Genomic DNA, 18430 nt, shown 5'->3' with positions numbered 1-18430 from the left:
GCGAGGGGGGAGAACTCCTGCGCGCAACAGGGCGTGCAGGTTACCGCCACCGAATGAGCACACGTTGGCCGCCTGGCCGACGCGCCGCCTGCAACAGTTGCGCGCCCGTGACGCTGGCGACCAGCGCTGCTCCCAATGCACCGGTAAAGATACGATCGAGAGTCGCATGTCCCCACGCTGCCAGCCATGGCTGCCCGGCGGGGTCTTGGAGCACAAAAGCGGCCAACAGGGATCCCCCTGCAAGTAAAGCAGTCAGCACCCACAACACTGAGGCCGCACCGCGGGTCGCGGAGTACCAGACCAGCCCGAGGCGGGAGAGTACGTGCACCTGCCCCCAGGCCTCTTCCTCCCCGACCCGATTCGACTGGATTACTGTCTCCTCATGTTCTCCGATTCGCAGCCGAAAGAGACCGCCGGGGCCGCGGTCAGTCGATTCACTTCGGGCGCGGGGAGGCAGCGTCTCCATGACCCATTGATTCACCCGGAGCACTGCCAGAATATTTTCCGTCGCCGCTCGGAGAGAGGTGACGTCCGAGGAGCGGAGTCGGAAGTGGACCACGTCTCTGTCCACGATTGCAAGACCCCAGCACCCGCTGTGTGCGTCGTTGAGCGGCAGCAACATCTCAGCCACGACGTCCGCGAGTTTGACGTTAACGTCGCCGCGTTCGCGCATCTCCGCCGAGAACGATGGTCAGGAAGTCGCGTACGCGCCTCGCTCGGGACGGGCCAGGCCGAGGTTCTCGCGGAAGGTCGCCCCCTCATACTCTGCTCGCAGGAGACCTCGAGAGCGCAGCTCCGGCACGACGGTGCGGATGAAGTCATGGAGACCGTCCGGCAGATAAGCCGGAGACAGGATGTATCCATCGACCGCGCCGGCGATGAACCAGTCGGCGAGCTCGTCGGCCACCGACTGCGGTGTGCCGATGACGACGCGGTGTCCGTAGGAGCTGACGACCTTCTGATACAGCTCCCGCAGGGTCAGGTTCTCCCGGCGTCCGGTCTCGATGATCAGTGCGCGGCGGCTCTTGTAGTTCTCGGTCTCGGGGAGATCGTCGGGAAGCGGTGCGTCGAGAGGCAGCTGGGTGACGTCGTAGTCCAGCAGTTGGGAGAGTCGGGTGAGACCGACCTCCGGGTGGATCAGGGACTGCATCTCCCTGTACTTGGCCTGCGCCTCTTCCATCGTGGCTCCGATGATGGGCTGGACTCCGGCGATGACGCGAACGCTGGATGCGGAGCGGCCGTGCCTGGCTGCACGCGTCTTGATGTCGTTCGTGAAGGCGAGGGCCGCGTCGAGAGAGTTCTGCGCCGTGAAGGTGATCTCCGCGTACTTCGCTGCGAGCTCTCGACCGGCTTCGGAGGAGCCCGCCTGCACCTGGACAGGGGCGCCTTGCACGGGTCGACGGACGTTGAGCGGTCCGCGCACGGAGAAATGCGTGCCTTCGTGATCGAGGCGGTGCATCTTGCGAGGATCGAAGTACCGGCCCGTCTCGTCACCGCCATCGAACGCATCGTCGTCCCAGCTGTCCCAGAGCCCCTGCGCCACCTGAAGGAATTCTTCGGCGCGCTCGTATCGATCGACGCTCGCGAGGTGCTCGGACCGGCTGAAGTTCTTGGCCTCCTCGGGGACGTAGGACGTCACGAGGTTCCAGCCCAGTCGGCCGCCGCTGAGCTGATCGATCGACGCGAGCTTGCGAGCGATGTGGTACGGCTCGTTGTACGTGGTCGACTGCGTCACCACGAGCCCGATGTTCTTCGATGCGACGGCGAGAGCGGCGACGAGCGTGAGCGGCTCGAAGCGATAGACGAGAGGATCGCGACTCAGCGTCTCGGCTTCGCCTGCCGGCATGCTCAGCTCATCGGCGATGAAGACGAAGTCGAGCTTCGCCTGCTCGGCGCTCTTGACCACCTTCACGAGTTCGGGGAACGTCACGTCGACGTTCGTCAGCGCGCCGTCGTGGCGCCAGCCCGCGATGTGTGCGCTCGTCGGCGAGAGCAGGGCACCCAGGATCATCTTGTCGTCGCGCTCCGTGTCGCTCATGGTGTTGTTTCCTTCCGGTTCAGTGGTCATCGAGGTGCGTGGCGAGTTCACGGGTGGTCTCCATCAAGGCTCGGGCGGCGTTGTCCACGCCCTCGGCGCTCGTGTCGGCCATTCCGTAGACACCGAGGACGAACTCCGCCGCGCCGGAACCACGCCTGATGGGCGCGCTGATGCTCTGCACCTGTCCCTCCACCGGCTCGAGCGAGAGCGGCAGTTCTGCTCCGGGGTCCAGAACCGAGACCGTCGGGGAGCTGGACGGCTGGCGCGAGGGGTCCTCGATCGAAATGGAGTATCCGCGTCGGCGAATGACATCGAGCATCTCGCGCGCTGCGTCACCCGTCTCGTCGTCCAGCGCCTTGCGCTGCCAGCGATCGACATCGGATTCAGGCGCCCACGCCATCGCAGTCCGTCCGAAGGGCGCGACCAGCGGAACTCGTTCTCCGACGATCATCGCTCGTTGCGAGTCGGAGGGCACTCCGGCGCTGGCCATGATGAGGAAGTCGTCCCGTTCAGAAGTCGCCAGGACGCACTCGCAGCCCAGCGCAGACGAGAGCGACTCCATCAGCGGCCTCGCGCGATCGACGAAGGCCAGGTTGCTCGCGACATTGAGGTAGGGCGAGACCATGGTCTGCGGAGTGAAGCTCCCGTACCCCCCCTGGAAGAACAGCATCGGCAGCTCCGTGTTCGGCGCGTCCATCTCGACCACCGCGCCCAGCACGATGACGTGATCTCCGGCATCGAGGACGTTCACGATCTCGCAGTCGATCCACGCTGCAGACCGTTCGAGGATCGGCGAGCCGGTCGCACCGGTGCGCCACGGCTCGCCCGCGAATCGGTCGACCCCTTCCGCGCGGAACGCTCGGCAGACAGGCTCCTGAGCCACCGTGAGCACATTCACGCAGAACGATCCCGCCGCTTCGATCTGCGGCCACGTCGTGGATGTGCGAGTGGGCATGAAGGACACGAGCGGCGGATCCAACGAGACGGATGCGAACGTGCCGACGATCATTCCGACAGGCGACCCGTCATGACTCATCGCGGTGACCATGGCGATGCCGGTGGGGTACTGGCCCATCACCTGTCGGTATCGCGCCGGATCGAGCGCGGCGGAGGGACTCTGAGGGTGGGAAGCGTTCTCATTGGTTTTCATGACGCTTGATACAATAACACCAAGCTCACCGCCGGTGGGTACGAATATCGGACTGATCCTCGCCTATGCTGAAGGTCGCACCGGCACGATTCTCGAGCCTGTGACCAGCTTTCGCGACGCGAGGAGTCTCCCCATGGCCCGTCCGCCTGCTCCTGAGCGCAGAGGCGAGATTCTCGAGTTGGCGATCGCCTACCTCGCTCAGAATGGGCTCGCGAACCTCACGATGCGCAATCTCGCCACCGCGCTCGGCGCCACCACGAGCGTGATCTTCTATCAGTTCGGCTCGAAGGAGAAGCTCGTCGAGGCGGCTCTGGCGAGAGCCAGAGAAGCGAACCTCGCGGTACTCGAGGATCTGCGATCGGCGGATTCCCACGCGACTGTAGCCCAGGCATTCGTCGCGATCTGGGACTGGTGGATGCGTGAGCCTCCCCGGCTGGCGTACTCCCGCCTCAACATGGAGGCGATGATGACAGACACCGCGCTGTCAGACGAGATGCGAGAGGAGCTGCTGTCGTACTGGATCGACTACTTCAGCCGCTGGCTGGTGGAGGACGGCCACTCGCTCGCAGAGGCTCGCACCCTGTCGACCCTCCTGCTCGCTGCACAGACCGGCCTCACCGTCGACCTCATCAGCACCGGTGATCGCGAACGGCTGCGGACGTCGGTGTTGCACTTCTCCCGCCTTCTCGAGGCTCCTCGAAGCTAGTCGCACGAGATCTGTGCACCTCGCCCCGGACGTGTCATGCGTCGACGGCGCTGTCGATGCGTGTCGCGGCCGGCCCCGCTGACGGTTCCCGCCAAACGTGAAGAAGTTGTGACTTCCCTGCGTAGTGGAGTTATTGTACCTACTGTTACAGTATCTGAATCTCGCACAAGAGAGCCGACGCTCCATCAACGTTGAAGGGCAAGAAATCTCGATGACCCCATTGGTTGCCGGTTCGATCGAAGAGATCGAGAGGTGGATCCCGCTTGCTGATGGCTCGCGCCTCAGCGCAACGATCTGGTTGCCGACGAGCGCATCGGAACAAGCGCCCGTGCCCGCCGTGCTGGAGTATGTGCCGTATCGCAAGAACGACATGACAGCCGGTCGCGACGCCTCGATGCATCCGTTCTTCGCACAACACGGCTACGCGTCCGTTCGGGTGGACATCCGCGGGAGCGGCGACTCCGACGGGTTCCTCGACGACGAGTATCTCCAGCAGGAGCAATCCGATGCCCTCGACGTCATCGCCTGGCTGGCCGAGCAGGCCTGGTCCACCGGCAGGGTGGGGATGGTCGGGATCTCGTGGGGTGGCTTCGCAGGGCTGCAGGTTGCGGCCCGGAACCCGCCGGCTTTGGCTGGAGTGATCAGTCTGGCATCCACCGATGACCGGTACGTCGACGACGTGCATTACATGGGCGGTGCCGTCAATGCCTGGGACCAGCTGAGCTGGGGGGCTACGGTGACGGCGTTGGCGGCTCTGCCGCCGAACGGCCGAACACGGGACGATTGGCGTGAGGTGTGGCTCTCCCGGCTGGACGATGTCCAGCCGATCGGTCACGAGTGGATGAGCCATCAGACCCGCGATGCGTACTGGAAGCACGGCTCGGTCATCGAGGACTACAACGCGATGTCGTGCCCGATCTTCATGGTCGGCGGCTGGAACGACGCATACCGCGACTCCGTCTTTCGAGTTCTCGAAGGGTATGACGGCGTGGCCAAAGGGCTCATCGGCCCGTGGGCACATACGTATCCGCATGCAGGGGCTCCCGGCCCGGCGATCGATTTCCTGGGTCTCGCCGTCCGATGGTGGGACTACTGCCTGAAGGGCGCTGACAACGGCATCCACGACGAACCGAAGATGCAGGTCTGGATGCAGGATGCGTTGCCCGCCCAGGCGGGGTACGCAGAGCGATCCGGTGACTGGGTCGCCTACGACGAGTGGCCCAGTGCCGGTCGGAATGATGCGCGTTTCTTCCTCAACGACGAGGGAATGTTGGGCGCGAGCCCGAGCGCGGAATCGGTTGTCTCGCACTCGAGCGACCTGGTGCCTCCGTCGGACCGCGGCAACTGGTGCCCGGGCGGTTTCGGAACCCAGGGCTCCGACATTCCCGGCGATCAGCGGGCCGAGGACCAGAAGTCGCTGACGTTCACGGGCGATGCGCTGAAATCGCCCCTGGCACTGCTGGGCGTGGCGACACTCCAGGTGCGAGTCTCCGCCGACAAGAGCTACGCACTCCTCGCGGTTCGACTCGTGGATGTGCACCCCGACGGATCCTCCACCCTCGTCTCTCGCGGGTTCCTGAACCTCAGCCACCGCAATGGCGACGAGCAGCCCGAGCCGTTGGAGCCCGGCGTCCCGTACACCGTCTCGATCCCGTTGCGTAGCAACGGCTACCGGTTCGAGCCGGGCCATCGCCTACGTATCGCGCTCGACACGGCATATTGGCCGTGGGTCTGGCCGTCGCCGGAGAACGCGACCATCTCGATCACTCTCGGCGAGGACAGCGTGCTCGACGTGCCCCTTCAGCCGACGGGTGACGTTCTGCCCGTCGATCTCGGCGAGAGCCGAAGCGCCGAGCCTCTGGCCACGGAAGAACTGCTCCCGCTCGCATCGGCGTCACGGACCATGCGCCACGACGCATCGACCGGCGTGTTCGAGATCGCCGATGCCTTCCCCCTCCAGCTGACCCGGCTGACGGATCGCGGTCTCGTCCACGGAACATCCGGCGAAACGCGATACCTCATCGAAGAAGGCGACCCACTCAGCGCTCGAATCGAATGCCGCCGCGACTTCACGTTCACAGAAGACGGACGCTCATCACCCACACGCGTTGAGGTGCAGAGCTCGATGTCCTCCACAGCCACCGACTTCCTCGTAGCGACTCAGATCGAGGCGTACGAAGCCAACCGGCGCATCTTTGCCCGCAACTGGACGCGCACCATCCCGCGCGAGCAGTGCTGAGCGTCCCCCTCACCAGCTGATCTACTCGAAGGACAGTCTCAATGACCTCGACCACACTCCGGCGCAGCTCCACCCGAGCCGTTCCTCTCCTCATCGCTGCGTCTCTCCTGCTCTCGGCGTGTGCAGGTGGCGGCGACAACGGAGCCACCACCCCCGACCTCGAGATGGCGCCCGTCGTCACAACCCACGCCGATGTGACTGAGCCACTCGCTCTCGCGGTCAACGCGAAGCCCGGAACGTTGGATCCGCTGCTCGTGACCGCCACGCACGACGTCCGCCTCCTCAAGCTCATCGGCGGGACGCTCTTCGAGCTCGCTCCGGACAGCTCAGGGGTGACCCCCTCGCTCGCGTCCGGGGCGGAGTTGAGCGAAGACGGCCTCCAGTACACCGTGACTCTGAAGGACGGAGCGACCTTCACGGACGACACCCCGCTCACCGCTGCCGATGTCGTCGCGACCTTCGAGCGAGCCCGCTCGTATGAAGCCAACGCCTATGCGGGGCAGATCGCTCCGGTGAGCGCGGTCGAAGCGGTGGACAATGCCACAGTGCGGTTCACATTCACGCGACCGTATCCCTCGTTCGAGACGTTCCTCGCGTACCCGAACATGGCGATCCTCAAGGCCTCCGAGATCGGCGCGGATCTTGCGATTCCCGCGGTGCCCACATTCGCGGGAGCTTTCAGCGTCGACGGCGAGTACTTCTCGAACAAGTTCTCGCTCGAGAGGTACCCCGATTTCGCCGGCGACCTGCCTGCCGCGAAGACGATCGACGTCGTCGTCGTGACGGACGCGAACAGCCGCATCCAGCAGGTGCGCACCGGCCAGATCGACTTCGCCGTCGATCCGCTGCCCAGCCAACTCTCGTCGCTCACGGGGGATGTCCTTCCTCAGGTGACGGAATCGGTGGGTTTCTACTACCTGAACATGAACAACAAGGGCGACATCACCGCCGACGTCAATGTGCGCAAGGCCATCAGTCTTGCGCTGGACCGGGCGCAGATCGCCAACATCGCCACCGGCGGTTACGCGAAGCCGATGTCCGGATTCTTCCCCGAGGCATTCGCGCCTGGCTACGCAGGCGACGTGAAGAAGGACGTCGAGGCCGCGCAGAAGATGCTGGAAGGAACGGCGTGCGCGGAAGGGTGCGATCTTTCCCTGCTGGTGTCTGAAGAGTGGGCGCAGCAGGCCGCGGTCGTGATCCAACAGAATCTCACCGAGATCGGGATCACCGCATCGATCGAGTCCGCGGAACGGCAGGTGGAGATCGGACGCCTCTTCGACGCGGACTTCGATCTGAATGTCGGGCTCTTCGGGGACTACTCATCTGTTCCTGAGGGACTCCCGGGCTACTGCCTGCAGTACTCCGCCGGATATCTGAGCTGCCTGTCCAGCTACGAATCCGCGGACATCGAGACAGCGGTGACCGAACTCACATTGGCACTGGACGACTCCGCCAAGACCGCGGCAATGGATCGAGTCGATGACATCTTCCTCGCCGACCAGCCCTACGCCACGATCTCCGGCCTGACCGCCGCAGCAGCCGTGTCGAAGGATGCCGCCGGTGTGCTGTCCATGGGGTCCACCAACCTCATCCACGTCGCGACCCTCTCGGAGTGACCCATGCGCGTCAGATCACGTTGGGTGGGGCTCCTGGTCAGACGCGCCATTGATGTCGGGGTCGTCTTGGTGGCCGTGGTTGCGACGACAACCATCCTGATTCGCCTCACACCAGGCGACCCCGCACGCTCCATCCTCGGTGACAAGGCAACCCCCGAAGCATTGGAGGCCTTGCGCTCGCAACTGGGTCTCGATGAACCGGTCATCTCGCAGATCGGGAACTCGTTGCTCTCGATCCTGCGCGGGGACGTAGGTAGTTCCCTCATCACCGGAGCGCCCGTCCTCGGGGTGATCGCAGAAGCATTGCCGGTGACACTCGGGATCATCTCGCTGACGGTCGTCATCTCCGTGATCCTCGGTGTGCCGCTGGGCTTGCGGTCGGCCCTGCGTCAGGGAACTCGCACTGATCGGACGATCGGCACGCTGAGCCTCGTCGCTCTCTCCACGCCGCCGTTCGTGCTGGCGATCCTGCTGATCGCCGTGTTCGCGGTCGGCTTGGGCTGGCTGCCGGCCGGCGGATGGTCAGAGAGCTGGCCGGACTCGCTCCGCTTCGTGCTGCTGCCCAGTGTTGCGCTGGCGGGGTATCTCGCACCGCAGGTGATGCGCAGCACGCGCCAGTCGGCTCTGTCCATCCTGAATCTGCAGTTCCTCGAGGCGGCAGAGGCGCGGGGGCTCTCTTCGGCATCGGTCGTGCTGCGGCATCTGCTCCCCAACAGCGCACTCCCGATCATCACGGTCATCGGTGTGAACGCCGCCGCACTGTTGAGCAGCGCGGTCATCGTCGAAGTGCTGTTCGGCCTACCCGGTTTCGGGCTGCTCATCCAAGAAGCTGTCGCATCCCGTGACTACACGGTGCTTCAAGGTACGGCCCTCGTCGCCGCAGTCGGCGTGGTGCTCGTCAACTTCGTGTGCGAGATCCTCTACCGCATCATCGACCCTCGAATCAGGATTGCCTCATGACGACAGTTTCCACGGCGACGGGCCCCCTACGACCCAGAGTCCGTTTCACCGGTCTCGCTCGGCTCTCTCCGCGCGCGGGTGTCGTCGCGGCAGCGCTCCTCATCCTCATCTTCGTGATGTCGTTCGCGCTTCCCGTGATCACCGGCTACGGCCCGGACCAGTTCATCGGCCTGCCGTACCAACCACCTTCCCTGGCTCATCCGTTCGGTACTGACGGATTCGGTCGAGACGTGATGATCAGAACCTTCACCGCGTCCCGCGTCGACTATCTGATCCCGCTGCTCATCGTTGCGATCTCCGTGGCGATCGGCAGCATAGTCGGAGTCGCGGTCACGCTCATCGGCGGATTCGCGGAATGGCTCATGATGCGCATCACCGACGCCATCATCGCGTTCCCGTTCCTGATCCTGATCCTTGCTCTCGTCGTCGTGTTCGGCCAGGGCGTCGACGTGGCCTTCCTGCCCAACGGCACTATCCCGATCATCGTCGCGGTGGTGCTGACCGGCTGGGCGTACTACGCGCGGCTGGCGCGGAGTCAAGCGCTCAGCCTGAGGGGAATGGACTACATCACCGCCGCACGCATCATGGGGTACTCGACGACCCGCATCGTCTTCCGGCACATCACGCCGAAAGTGCTCGGCGCATCCGTATCGTACGCGATCGGCGACATGATCGTCGTGATGGGCCTGATCGCCTCTCTGAGCCTGTTCGGCGCCGGCATCGCACCCCCTACCGCCGAGTGGGGACAGATGATGTTCGAAGGTCGTTCCGTCCTCGGCCAATACTGGTGGGTGACCCTGTTCCCCCTGGTCTTCATGATCATCAGCGCGGTATCGCTCGCCGCGATCGCCGAACGCCTCGTCGCACGACTCGAAGGGCGTGCCCGATGAACGCGATCGCCGAGGGAACGAGTTCTTCGCCCGCGCCACTGCTGGACATGAACGACATCTCGATCCACATCGGGAACACGCACGTCGTGAAGAACGCCCGCCTGACCGTGCGTGCCGGCGAGACCGTCGGACTGGTGGGCGAGTCCGGCTCGGGCAAGTCGATGATGTGCCGTGCCGCGACCGGCCTGCTCGGCCCGATCGGCGGGCGCGTGTCACACGGGTCCCTTCTCATCGGACGGCAGTCGTTCATCGGTGCGACGACGCCGGAATGGCGACGGATCCGTGGGCACACGCTCGGGTACGTCCCTCAGGCATCTCTCGCCGGCCTCGACCCGCTGATGCGTATCGGCTCGCAACTGCGAGAGACGATACGAGCACTGGACGGCAACAGCAATGCCGGGGCACGTGCTCTCGAACTTCTCGACGTGGTCCGCATCAACCAGCCCAAGGACGTACTGCGCGCCTATCCCCACCAACTCTCCGGAGGGATGCGGCAACGCGTGATGATCGCACTCGCGCTCGCGGGTCGGCCCGAGCTGATCATCGCCGATGAGGCGACCACGGCCTTGGACGCAACGGTGCAGAAGGCCGTGCTCACGCTTCTCCGTGACGTGCAGAAGGAGACGGGGATGGCCATGATCGTCGTCACACACGACATCGGTGTGGTTCGTCAGATCACGAACCGCCTCTACGTCATGAACGGCGGCGTGACGGTCGAATCCGGCCCGACGGAATCCGTCCTGCGAGCGCCTCGTCACGGGTATACGAAGGGGCTTCTCAACGCCGACCCTTCACGGTCCGCATTCGACGATGCCTCCGCGACGACCACACACCCGCCGCAGGAGAGCGCATCCGCTCGGACCGCGGTCGAATCGGAGGAGTCACCGTGAGCGAGATCATCGTCGCCCGGGATCTGTGCCTGGGATACGGGAAGAAGACAGCTGCAGTCGTGGAGGACGTGAACCTCTCCGTGTCAGCAGGGGAGAAGATCGCCATCGTCGGCGAGAGCGGGTCCGGGAAGTCGACGTTGGCGAAATCGCTCACCGGCGTCATGAAACCCCGATCCGGAACGGTCGAGATTCACGGCCGTCCATGGACCGCCGTGCGAAGAACGGATCCCGAGCGCCGCTCGGTCCAGATGATCTTCCAGGACCCCTACACCTCGCTCAACCCGACGATGACGGCTATGGCCACGGTGAGCGAAGCCTTCAGAGTGGTGCAGCGTCTATCCCGTGAGAAGGCACTCGCAGCAGCTCACGAGGCTTTGAGCGACGTGGGCCTGTCGGGTGACCTGCTCGACCGGGTACCTCGGGGACTGAGCGGCGGACAACTTCAGCGAGTGTCCATCGCGCGAGCGCTCGCGTGCCGACCGGACGTGCTCGTGGCAGATGAAGCGACCGCATCGTTGGACGTCTCCGTGCAAGCCCAGATCATCCACCTCCTGGTCGACCTCGTAGACACCCGCGGCATGGCACTCGTCATGATCTCTCACGACCTGCACTTGACTCGCACAGTCGCCGACCGCCTCGTCGTGATGCGGAAAGGTCGCGTCGTCGAGCAGGGGGGAGCCGACGAGATCTTCCGATCGCCCAGTACGCCGTACACCCGCGAGCTGCTCGCGTCAGCCTTTCTCGATGCGCCCTGAGCCGAGCAACTCATGGCCCGACCATGAGCGATGCCCAGCACGGCATTGGCCGGCACTCCCAGACCGAACAGGAACCGATCGGTTCTGGCCTCCGAGTAGATCGCGACGGTCGCGTAGAGCTGCTGGTACAGAAGGTTGAACACCACCGTCGCCAGGAAGAACCGTATGTAGCGAGCGGCTCAGCTCCGTTCGACGGATGTGAAGGTCGGCGATGTGAAGAACCGGAAGAAGACGATCAGCACGTAGATCAGACTGCCGATCTCGACGTCGCCTCGCGCGGTTCGTGGATTCAACCGATGTCGCTCGATGCGTCGACGGGCAGGACCTCGAGGGGCAGCTCCGACAGCGTGCGCGCGCCCTTCTCCTCGAACAGCACCGTATCGATCAGCGCAATGAACGACAGGCTCTCGACGTTCGTGACCAGGCCCGCCTCGATCACTCCCCCGCGCTCAGGCAGAGTCGAGCCCCAGACGAACTCCCCCACGTAATCGGCACCCATCGAGATGCCCAATTCATAGCCGCCGACGAACCCGATTCCCCCGCCGACGTTCGCCTTTCGGAAGTAGTCCTCGAGCGCACGGTCCAATTCGCTGAACGGCATGCCTGCGTCGGGAACGACCGTCAGCACCTCCAACGCCCCCGCGCAGATGTCGTTCAGACGCTGCAGCTCCGCTCGCGGTGTGCCGAAAGTGAGCACCCGGCACGCGCGCGCGTGGTAACCCGCTGAGGCGGCGGCACCGTCGACGTGGATGTAGTCGTCCCTGTCGAACCGGTAGCGCCGTGAGCTCACTTCGTGACCGAACGATTCCGGCGGGCCGGCGTAGACGGTGTCATGGATGGCCGACTGCTCGCCGCCACCGTCCATCACTCCTCGCAGGTAGATGCCATGAGCCTCGTACTCCGTCATGCCGGGCTCCACCTGCTCCTGCACGGCGCGGATGCCGCTGTCCACCGCGCGCTGTGCCCGCATGATGCGGTCGAGTTCGGCCGGCGACTTGACTCGGCGTACTCTGCGGATCACGTCCGTCGCGTCGACGACCGTGTAGCCGGCGTCGGTCAACGCGTCGCGGTAGAGCTGCATGACAGCGGGATTGGGAATGCCGCTCCACAACTCCATGCCCACTCGACCGCTGTGCCAGCCTTCGCTGCGCAGTTGCTCCACGATGAAGTCGACGTACGCCGTGCCGGTCGTGTTCGTCGTCAGCGTGCTCTCGGGCACGGGGCGGAAATCGGAGACGACCGACGTCCGTCTGATGAGGTCCGTGTGCAGCGCGCTGTCGACGTAGAACATCGTGTCGTTCTCCGCGGTGACGACGGTCGCGGCAGAAGGGGGGAAGTACGTCGATGCCTGCCATTCATATACCCGGGACGTGAAGCCGTGGAGCCAGGCCGAGCCCTCGGGGGCGGTGACGAGGAGGACGTCGATGTTCGCATCCGCCATGGCGCTGCGCAATCGGGTCCGCCGGGCGTCGTACTCGCTCTTCTCGAAGGCGACATCGGAGGGAAACTGCGCGACTCGGGCGAGTTCCTCCGCGACGAACCTCCCGATCCCCTCGGGATACACCTCCGCCTCGTCGGGGTGGCGCCGGCTGGCTGGCGTGTCAGGTCGGTCATGTCGTCCTTCTCTCTCTCGTCGATGGTCGGGCCGCGGCGTCGTCGCGCGCGTCCGTGAAGGCTATGTCTCAGGCGAGTCCGGCGAGCCGTCGAAGGAGCGGCGTCTCATGGTCTCTCAGGTAGTGGCCTCCGCCGGGCACCCAGGTGAGCCGGGCATGCGGGATCAGTCGCGACCATTGGCGGGCGTGCGACGGAGGCACGAAGACGTCGGCATCGCCGAAGAGCAGCTCGGTGGGAGCGACGATCTGGGCTGCGCGGAGGCCCCATCCATGCTGAAAGAGCGCGAGCTCGTCATCCACCCATCCGTCGATCCCCTGCAGGCCCCACTCCTGTTGCTCGAGATCTTCCTCCGTCTTGACCTCCGGGCGCGAAGAGACCTCGACGTCGCTCTCGGGATAGCGTGCCAGCCATTCGTCCAGGGCATCGTCGACGGAACCGAGGTCGTCGATGAACGCCCGCAGGCGTTCCTCGCCCGCGCGAGCCGCGGCGATCTCCCCGACCGTCGCCTCCACCATGTCGGTCGCCGGATCGAACCCGTCCTCGCCCGGCGCGATGCCGACGATGATGCCCAGCGCGCTCACGCGGTCGGGATGCAGAGCTGCCGCTGCCGCCGCGAAAGGGCCACCGCCCGAGGTGCCGACGGATACGAATCTCTCGACACCGAGGTGATCGGCGATCGCCGTCGCCCAGTGGCCGGCATCGGCGACGACTCGTCCTGGGCGCCGCAGGGATCGCGCATACCCCGGCCGGTCGAAGGAGCAGAGCCGGATGCCGCTGTCTCGCGCGGCGTCCCACCCTCCGGGTATCGACGCGGACGAACTCGGTGTCCCGTGGTGCCAGATGACCAGCGGACCGCTCGGATCGCCCCATTCGCGGACATGGATCGTCGAGCCTCCAGCGACAGGCAGGTCGTAGCTGTGCCGCCAAGGGGGTACGAGCGGGCCGGCATCGACAGACGCGGGGGAGCTGTGCATGGACCCATCGTGGACGGGAAGCGATAATCGAGGCAGTCGACAATCGTCGAGGTGGCGACCTCAGAGATACGACACTTGTAAAGATCTGAGCCGTGACGCATCCGATTTACTCGATCCAACACGACACTCAGCAAGGGACGGATCCATGTCGAACGTCATTCCCGATTCATCCGTTCGGACCTTCGCGGGCCTCCCCCGGCCGCTGTACCCGGTCACCGGCTTCACGACATTCGACACGATCGCGCAGTACTGCGCGCAAGCACTGATCACCTATTACGTCTACTTCGCGGTGTCCGACGGAGGTCTCGAGCTTCCGCCGGCCCAGAGCATCGCGATCGTCTCCGCCTGGGTCGCGATGAGTCTGCTGGGGACGATCTTCACCTCCTGGCTGGTCGATCGGGTGATCGGCGCCGGGATAGGGCTGCGGGCTGGGGCGCTGATCTCTGCGGCCGGGTACCTCACCCTCGCGTTCGCTCCCGGCCCCGTCGGACTCGGAGTGGGACTCATTCTCCTCACCCTCTCGCCCGCGCTGACGCTGGTCAGCGAAGGCACACTGACCAGCGGTGTGATGAACGGCACGGCGTCCAGGCGTGAATCCGGATTCACCATCTTCTACCTCGGGAGCGCCCTGGGCGCCTTCGTCGGATTCACCGCATCGGGGTTCATCCAGGAGGCGTGGGGGTTTCAGGCAGGCTTCCTCGTCGCGGCAGCGGTGATCCTTCTCGGCTTCTTCTTCTACCTGCCGTTCCGCAGAGCGGTGGAGGCGAACAGTCCGCCCCCTCCCGCCGAAGAACGACCCCGCGGGCTGGCTTTGGCTCTCCCCATCGCCGCGGCGGTCATGGCGACCGTCGCACTGTCGGTCATGGTCGCGCACGGCATCAACCCGTCAACCGTGATCGCGGTGGGGACCGGCGTCTACGTCGTCGCCATACTGACGAGGTACTTCACTTCGTCCGCCTTCACGGCACGCGACCGGAAGGGCATCGTCCGGTACCTGCCGTTCTTCGTGGCGACCGTCGCGTTCAACCTGATCTTCCAGCAGATCTATACGACGATCGCGATCTTCTCGGACGTGCGGACGGATCGTTTCCTGTTCGGCGTCGAACTTCCACCGGCCACCGTGGTGGGTCTCGCGCCGCTGTGCGTCGTCGTCGCCGCGCCGATCCTGGCTGCGGTGTGGGCGAAGTTGGGAGACCGCCAGCCGACGCTCTCCGTGAAGTTCATCTTCACGTTCGCCTGCTGCGGTCTTGCGATGGGATTGCTGGCAGCCTCTTCGGCGCAGCCCATGACGCCGATGCTGGTGCTCGCCATCGTGGTGCTCGTCTTCGGTGTGGCAGACGTCGTGGTCTCCCCGTCGGGGATGTCACTCGCGACAGAACTCGCGCCCGCAGGCAACGAGAGCCGGATGCTGTCGTTGCACTATGTCGGGATCTCACTCGGCATATCCCTCGCCGGCGTCGGCGGTGACCTGTTCGATGCCGACGACCCGAGCGTGTACTTCGCCGCGTTCAGCGGTCTCGGATTCGTCGTCGCGGCAGGCATGCTGATCGCACGGCTCACCCTCGGCCGAAAGGTCGCACCATGAGCTGGCAGCTCCGGGGAGGAGACCTCCGAGTTCGTCGATGCGGGGATGACGCCGATGGACGCCCTGCGATCGGCTACAGTGATGGCGGCGAACTGCCTGGCTCGTAGCGATCTGGGGACGACCGCGCCCGGCGCGGTCGGAGATCTCATCGCCGTCCCGGGTGGCGACCTGGACGACATGCGAGCGTTCGAAGACGTCCGACTCGTGATCCAGGCCGGCCACATCGTGGCGTAGCGGCGCAGGAGTGCCGCGAGAAAGGCGAGCAGCGTGTTCGACGCAGTGCAGGAGATCATCGATCGGCTCGCTGCGTCGCTGCGGCGTTCCGCATCCCTCGTCTATGCCGATCTGACCCTGGTCGCCAGCAGCCGGCATCACGACGACGTGGACCCCGCACACATCACTCTGCTGACCACCCGCGACGCGCACGAGGCGCTCGGCCACCCGATGCTCCCGCGCACCGCGGCAGTCGTGATCGACGCGGATGCCGACAGCGGGATTCACTTCCCGCGCATGTTTCTGGCGTTGCGTTCTCCGGCTGAGACCTTCGGGTATCTGATCATCACGCTGTCCACGCCACTCCCGCCGTCGGAGTATCTGAGCGTGCTCGAGGCGGCCGATGTCCTGCGACACCTGATGGAGAACGCCTCTCGATCCATCGAAGACGTGAACCTCGAGGTCGAGGCCGAGATGATGGCCCTCCTCACCGACGAGGAGACGAATCGCACGAGAGCGGCCGATGAGCTGTGGGGGCTCGGGATGTTCCCGCAGTCGCACCATCTGGTCTCTCTGTGCGTGGAGGTCGACCTCGAGTGGGGGCCCTGGGACGGGCCGCCGGTGCGCGAGGTTCTCACACGCCTGATCTCTCGCGCGATCACCACGCCGCGCATCGATTCGTACGCGTTCGTTCCGACGGCGCCCGCGACGTTCATCCTCATCGGTTTTCAGAGGCCTCCTGCGCGCGAGGCCTTGGACAGCATCGTGAGCGGCCTCGTCGGCGAACTCACCCGCGCGCGGAGTGGGGATGCTCTTCCCGGTCGTGTCGGTGTGGGCGGAACCGTTCATCGTCTCGCCGATGCCTGGCAGTCGTACGATCAGGCAGTGGTGGCCACCAAAGTCGCACGGGCGATGCGCAGTTCGTCCTCTTACTGGATCGACTCACCGGTCGAAGCATCCCTGGCCGCCATGTTCGGCCCCGTCATGCCCGAGCATCTGCGCACCGACCCCATCCGTCGGCTCGAGGCGGCACCACCCGACGTGTCGGAGTTGCTCACTGCGTATTTCGAGGAAGCGGGAAGCGCCACTGCGATCGCTGCGCGGTTCGGTGTGCACCGGGCGACCATCTATCAGCGCCTCGATCGCGCAGCGACATCGATCGGTCTCGACCTCACGAAGAGCGATGATCGCCTGGTGATCCACGCCTGGCTGGCGAAGCGGCGATTCATCGACTGACGCAGCGGAGCCGCGGGCAGCAGCTTGCGGCGAGATCGGCACACTCGGCAGCGTCACCACCAGCGTCGTCTACTCGACGAGGTTCCTCTCCACCCATTCGCGCAGAGTCATGGTCGGGATGCCGTGGCGCGCGTTGAACGTGCCTTCCTTCCCCCAAGCCACGCCGCGTCCCTGCGCGAACACTGCGCGATACTTCCTGGTCATGTTGTCCGGGTCGGCGGCGAGTTCAGCCATGAGGAGGGGCTCCGACCATACGCGCAGCGCAAACGAGCGCCCCAGACCCTGTTCCAGCGCCTCCGCCAGCTGGCTGTACGTGATCGTGTCGCCGGCGACGTAGACGATCTCGTTCCGGATCCGTGGCTCGGCGAACAGGATCGCCGCGGTGAGCGCACCGATGTCTTCCGGGGTCGTCACGGTGACGGCGGTGTCCGGGGTGCCGAGTGCGTTCACGGTGTCGTTCGGCAGGTCGACCATCCCCGACCCGGGCTCGAAGAGGTAGTTCATGAACATGCCTGTGGATATGATCACCCACTCGGTGGCGTCCTGTGATCGGAGGAGGTCTCGCACGTCGAGCTGCGAGTCGAAGATGTCCTGAGGGCTCCCCCGCCCGATCACATCGAAGTCGACTCCGAACTGCCACGGGAAGTACCGCGGGAGCTTCGCCTGCAGCGCGGCCTGCGCGACCTTCATCGGAGTGTCGAGGCCTGCGGTGATCCCCGTGCAGCCGATGACGGTGTCGTAGCCCGAGAAGATCGCCGCGAGGTCGTCAACGGTGTTCTCGACCAGGTCGCCGGGGACGATCCCGATGCCGAGGGCGCGGATCTCCGCGACGTCGCGCTGCTTCGCCGGAACGGTGGAGTCGATCGTATGGGCGCGCAGCAGCACATCCACGGAAGTTCCCGGCACATCGGCCGCCCGGCGCGCGATGTTGCGCAGCACGGGCATCCCGAGTTCACCTGCTCCGATGACGAGGATCTCCCGCGAGGCGCCGTCCCAGCCGCTCACTGACATGTGTTCTTCCTTTCTCCGGCATCTCGAGGATCGGGACGCCGTACGCTCACAAAGCGTAAACTTTGACATCACTGTCAAGGTCAAATCCAGCACCATCGAGGAAGGGCACACCGCGATGAAGATCAGCGAAGCCGCGGAAGAGATCGGAGCGCCGGCACGCATGCTGCGTTACTACGAGCAGCAGGGACTCATCGCGGCATCACGGTCGGGGAACGGGTACCGCGACTACTCCGCCGAGCAGATCGATCATGCCCGCCACGTCCGTGCACTCGTCGAAGCGGGACTCTCCACTCGCATGATCAAGATCGTGCTGGACATCGAGGCGCCTGTTCCGAACCAGCAGTCGACGCACGAGAGCCGAGCCTCCGCCGAAGAGCTGGCGAGAGAGCTGCGCGTGGTCGAGAACCGCATCATCTGCCTGCAGAAGAGCCGCGAGGCTGTCATCAGCTATCTCCAGAACTCCGACCATGCGGATCTGCTGACGACCGCACCCGCGTGACCGGTCCGCGGCAGTCCGCCTGAAAGGCCTGCCCATGTAAAGTTTTTGGCACAG

15 protein-coding genes and 2 pseudogenes are annotated in these 18430 nt (G+C 65.1%); 12 read left to right on the top strand and 5 right to left on the bottom strand.

Going from position 1 to position 18430, the window contains the following annotated elements; all coding sequences use genetic code 11:
• Positions 1–691 precede the first annotated feature (691 nt).
• Complete coding sequence (locus FQ142_RS04225) at positions 692–2038, bottom strand: LLM class flavin-dependent oxidoreductase (RefSeq protein ID WP_149422352.1); 1347 nt, start codon at positions 2036–2038, stop codon at positions 692–694.
• A 19-nt stretch (positions 2039–2057) separates the two neighbouring features.
• Positions 2058–3113: a flavin reductase gene (locus tag FQ142_RS04220; RefSeq protein WP_188042301.1), complete on the bottom strand. Its 1056-nt coding sequence runs from the start codon at positions 3111–3113 to the stop codon at positions 2058–2060.
• 208 nt (positions 3114–3321) lie between these two features.
• Here FQ142_RS04220 and FQ142_RS04215 point away from each other — a divergent pair, with 208 nt between their 5' ends.
• From FQ142_RS04215 to FQ142_RS04185, 8 genes and pseudogenes are all read left to right on the top strand, one after another.
• Entirely contained in the window at positions 3322–3894 is a 573-nt protein-coding gene (locus tag FQ142_RS04215; RefSeq protein ID WP_188042300.1) for a TetR/AcrR family transcriptional regulator, read from the top strand.
• A gap of 124 nt (positions 3895–4018) precedes the next feature.
• Positions 4019–6133 (top strand): CocE/NonD family hydrolase, encoded by a 2115-nt coding sequence (locus tag FQ142_RS04210; RefSeq protein WP_149422349.1) that lies wholly within the window; start codon positions 4019–4021, stop codon positions 6131–6133.
• 41 nt (positions 6134–6174) lie between these two features.
• Positions 6175–7749 (top strand): ABC transporter substrate-binding protein, encoded by a 1575-nt coding sequence (locus tag FQ142_RS04205; protein ID WP_149422348.1) that lies wholly within the window; start codon positions 6175–6177, stop codon positions 7747–7749.
• A gap of 3 nt (positions 7750–7752) precedes the next feature.
• Positions 7753–8028 (top strand): annotated as a pseudogene (locus FQ142_RS17735) (ABC transporter permease); the annotation flags it as partial.
• Between the two features lie 30 nt (positions 8029–8058).
• The gene (locus tag FQ142_RS04200) at positions 8059–8709 is read left to right on the top strand and encodes an ABC transporter permease (protein WP_188042299.1); all 651 of its coding nucleotides are present in this window, start codon (positions 8059–8061) and stop codon (positions 8707–8709) included.
• Positions 8706–9599, top strand: coding sequence for an ABC transporter permease (locus FQ142_RS04195; RefSeq protein WP_149422346.1), 894 nt, complete (start codon positions 8706–8708; stop codon positions 9597–9599). The genes FQ142_RS04200 and FQ142_RS04195 overlap by 4 nt, the downstream gene beginning before the upstream one ends.
• Before the next feature lie 47 nt (positions 9600–9646).
• Positions 9647–10489 carry an ABC transporter ATP-binding protein gene (locus FQ142_RS04190; RefSeq protein WP_188042298.1) on the top strand — a complete coding sequence of 281 codons (843 nt, stop codon included), beginning with the start codon at positions 9647–9649 and terminating at the stop codon, positions 10487–10489.
• Entirely contained in the window at positions 10486–11244 is a 759-nt protein-coding gene (locus FQ142_RS04185; RefSeq protein WP_262492047.1) for an ABC transporter ATP-binding protein, read from the top strand. Before FQ142_RS04190 ends, FQ142_RS04185 begins: the two co-directional genes overlap by 4 nt.
• A 289-nt stretch (positions 11245–11533) precedes the next feature.
• Here FQ142_RS04185 and FQ142_RS04180 read toward each other — a convergent pair whose 3' ends face one another.
• Both FQ142_RS04180 and FQ142_RS04175 read right to left on the bottom strand, forming a co-directional pair.
• The gene (locus FQ142_RS04180; RefSeq protein ID WP_149422343.1) at positions 11534–12808 is read right to left on the bottom strand and encodes a M24 family metallopeptidase; all 1275 of its coding nucleotides are present in this window, start codon (positions 12806–12808) and stop codon (positions 11534–11536) included.
• Positions 12809–12926: 118 nt separating this feature from the next.
• Positions 12927–13832, bottom strand: a complete 906-nt coding sequence (locus FQ142_RS04175) for an alpha/beta fold hydrolase (protein WP_149422342.1) — start codon at positions 13830–13832, stop codon at positions 12927–12929.
• Between the two features lie 145 nt (positions 13833–13977).
• Here FQ142_RS04175 and FQ142_RS04170 point away from each other — a divergent pair, with 145 nt between their 5' ends.
• The 3 genes and pseudogenes from FQ142_RS04170 to FQ142_RS04160 all read left to right on the top strand — a co-directional run bounded on the left by FQ142_RS04170 (position 13978) and on the right by FQ142_RS04160 (position 16866).
• Positions 13978–15417 (top strand): peptide MFS transporter, encoded by a 1440-nt coding sequence (locus FQ142_RS04170; protein ID WP_188042297.1) that lies wholly within the window; start codon positions 13978–13980, stop codon positions 15415–15417.
• 42 nt (positions 15418–15459) lie between these two features.
• A pseudogene (locus FQ142_RS04165) lies at positions 15460–15651 on the top strand (amidohydrolase); the annotation flags it as partial.
• A gap of 33 nt (positions 15652–15684) precedes the next feature.
• Complete coding sequence (locus FQ142_RS04160; RefSeq protein ID WP_149422339.1) at positions 15685–16866, top strand: PucR family transcriptional regulator; 1182 nt, start codon at positions 15685–15687, stop codon at positions 16864–16866.
• Between the two features lie 69 nt (positions 16867–16935).
• On the opposite strand, the gene FQ142_RS04155 is transcribed toward FQ142_RS04160, so the two are convergent.
• Positions 16936–17877 carry an aromatic alcohol reductase gene (locus tag FQ142_RS04155; RefSeq protein WP_149422338.1) on the bottom strand — a complete coding sequence of 314 codons (942 nt, stop codon included), beginning with the start codon at positions 17875–17877 and terminating at the stop codon, positions 16936–16938.
• Positions 17878–17992: 115 nt separating this feature from the next.
• Here FQ142_RS04155 and FQ142_RS04150 point away from each other — a divergent pair, with 115 nt between their 5' ends.
• On the top strand, positions 17993–18376 hold the full coding sequence (locus FQ142_RS04150) for a MerR family transcriptional regulator (RefSeq protein WP_188042296.1): 384 nt from the start codon (positions 17993–17995) through the stop codon (positions 18374–18376).
• Positions 18377–18430 lie beyond the last annotated feature (54 nt).

Source organism: Microbacterium sp. ANT_H45B (genome assembly GCF_008369345.1).
In the GTDB taxonomy this organism is placed as follows: Bacteria; Actinomycetota; Actinomycetes; order Actinomycetales; family Microbacteriaceae; genus Microbacterium.
This window is presented reverse-complemented; position numbering and strand designations above follow the sequence as displayed.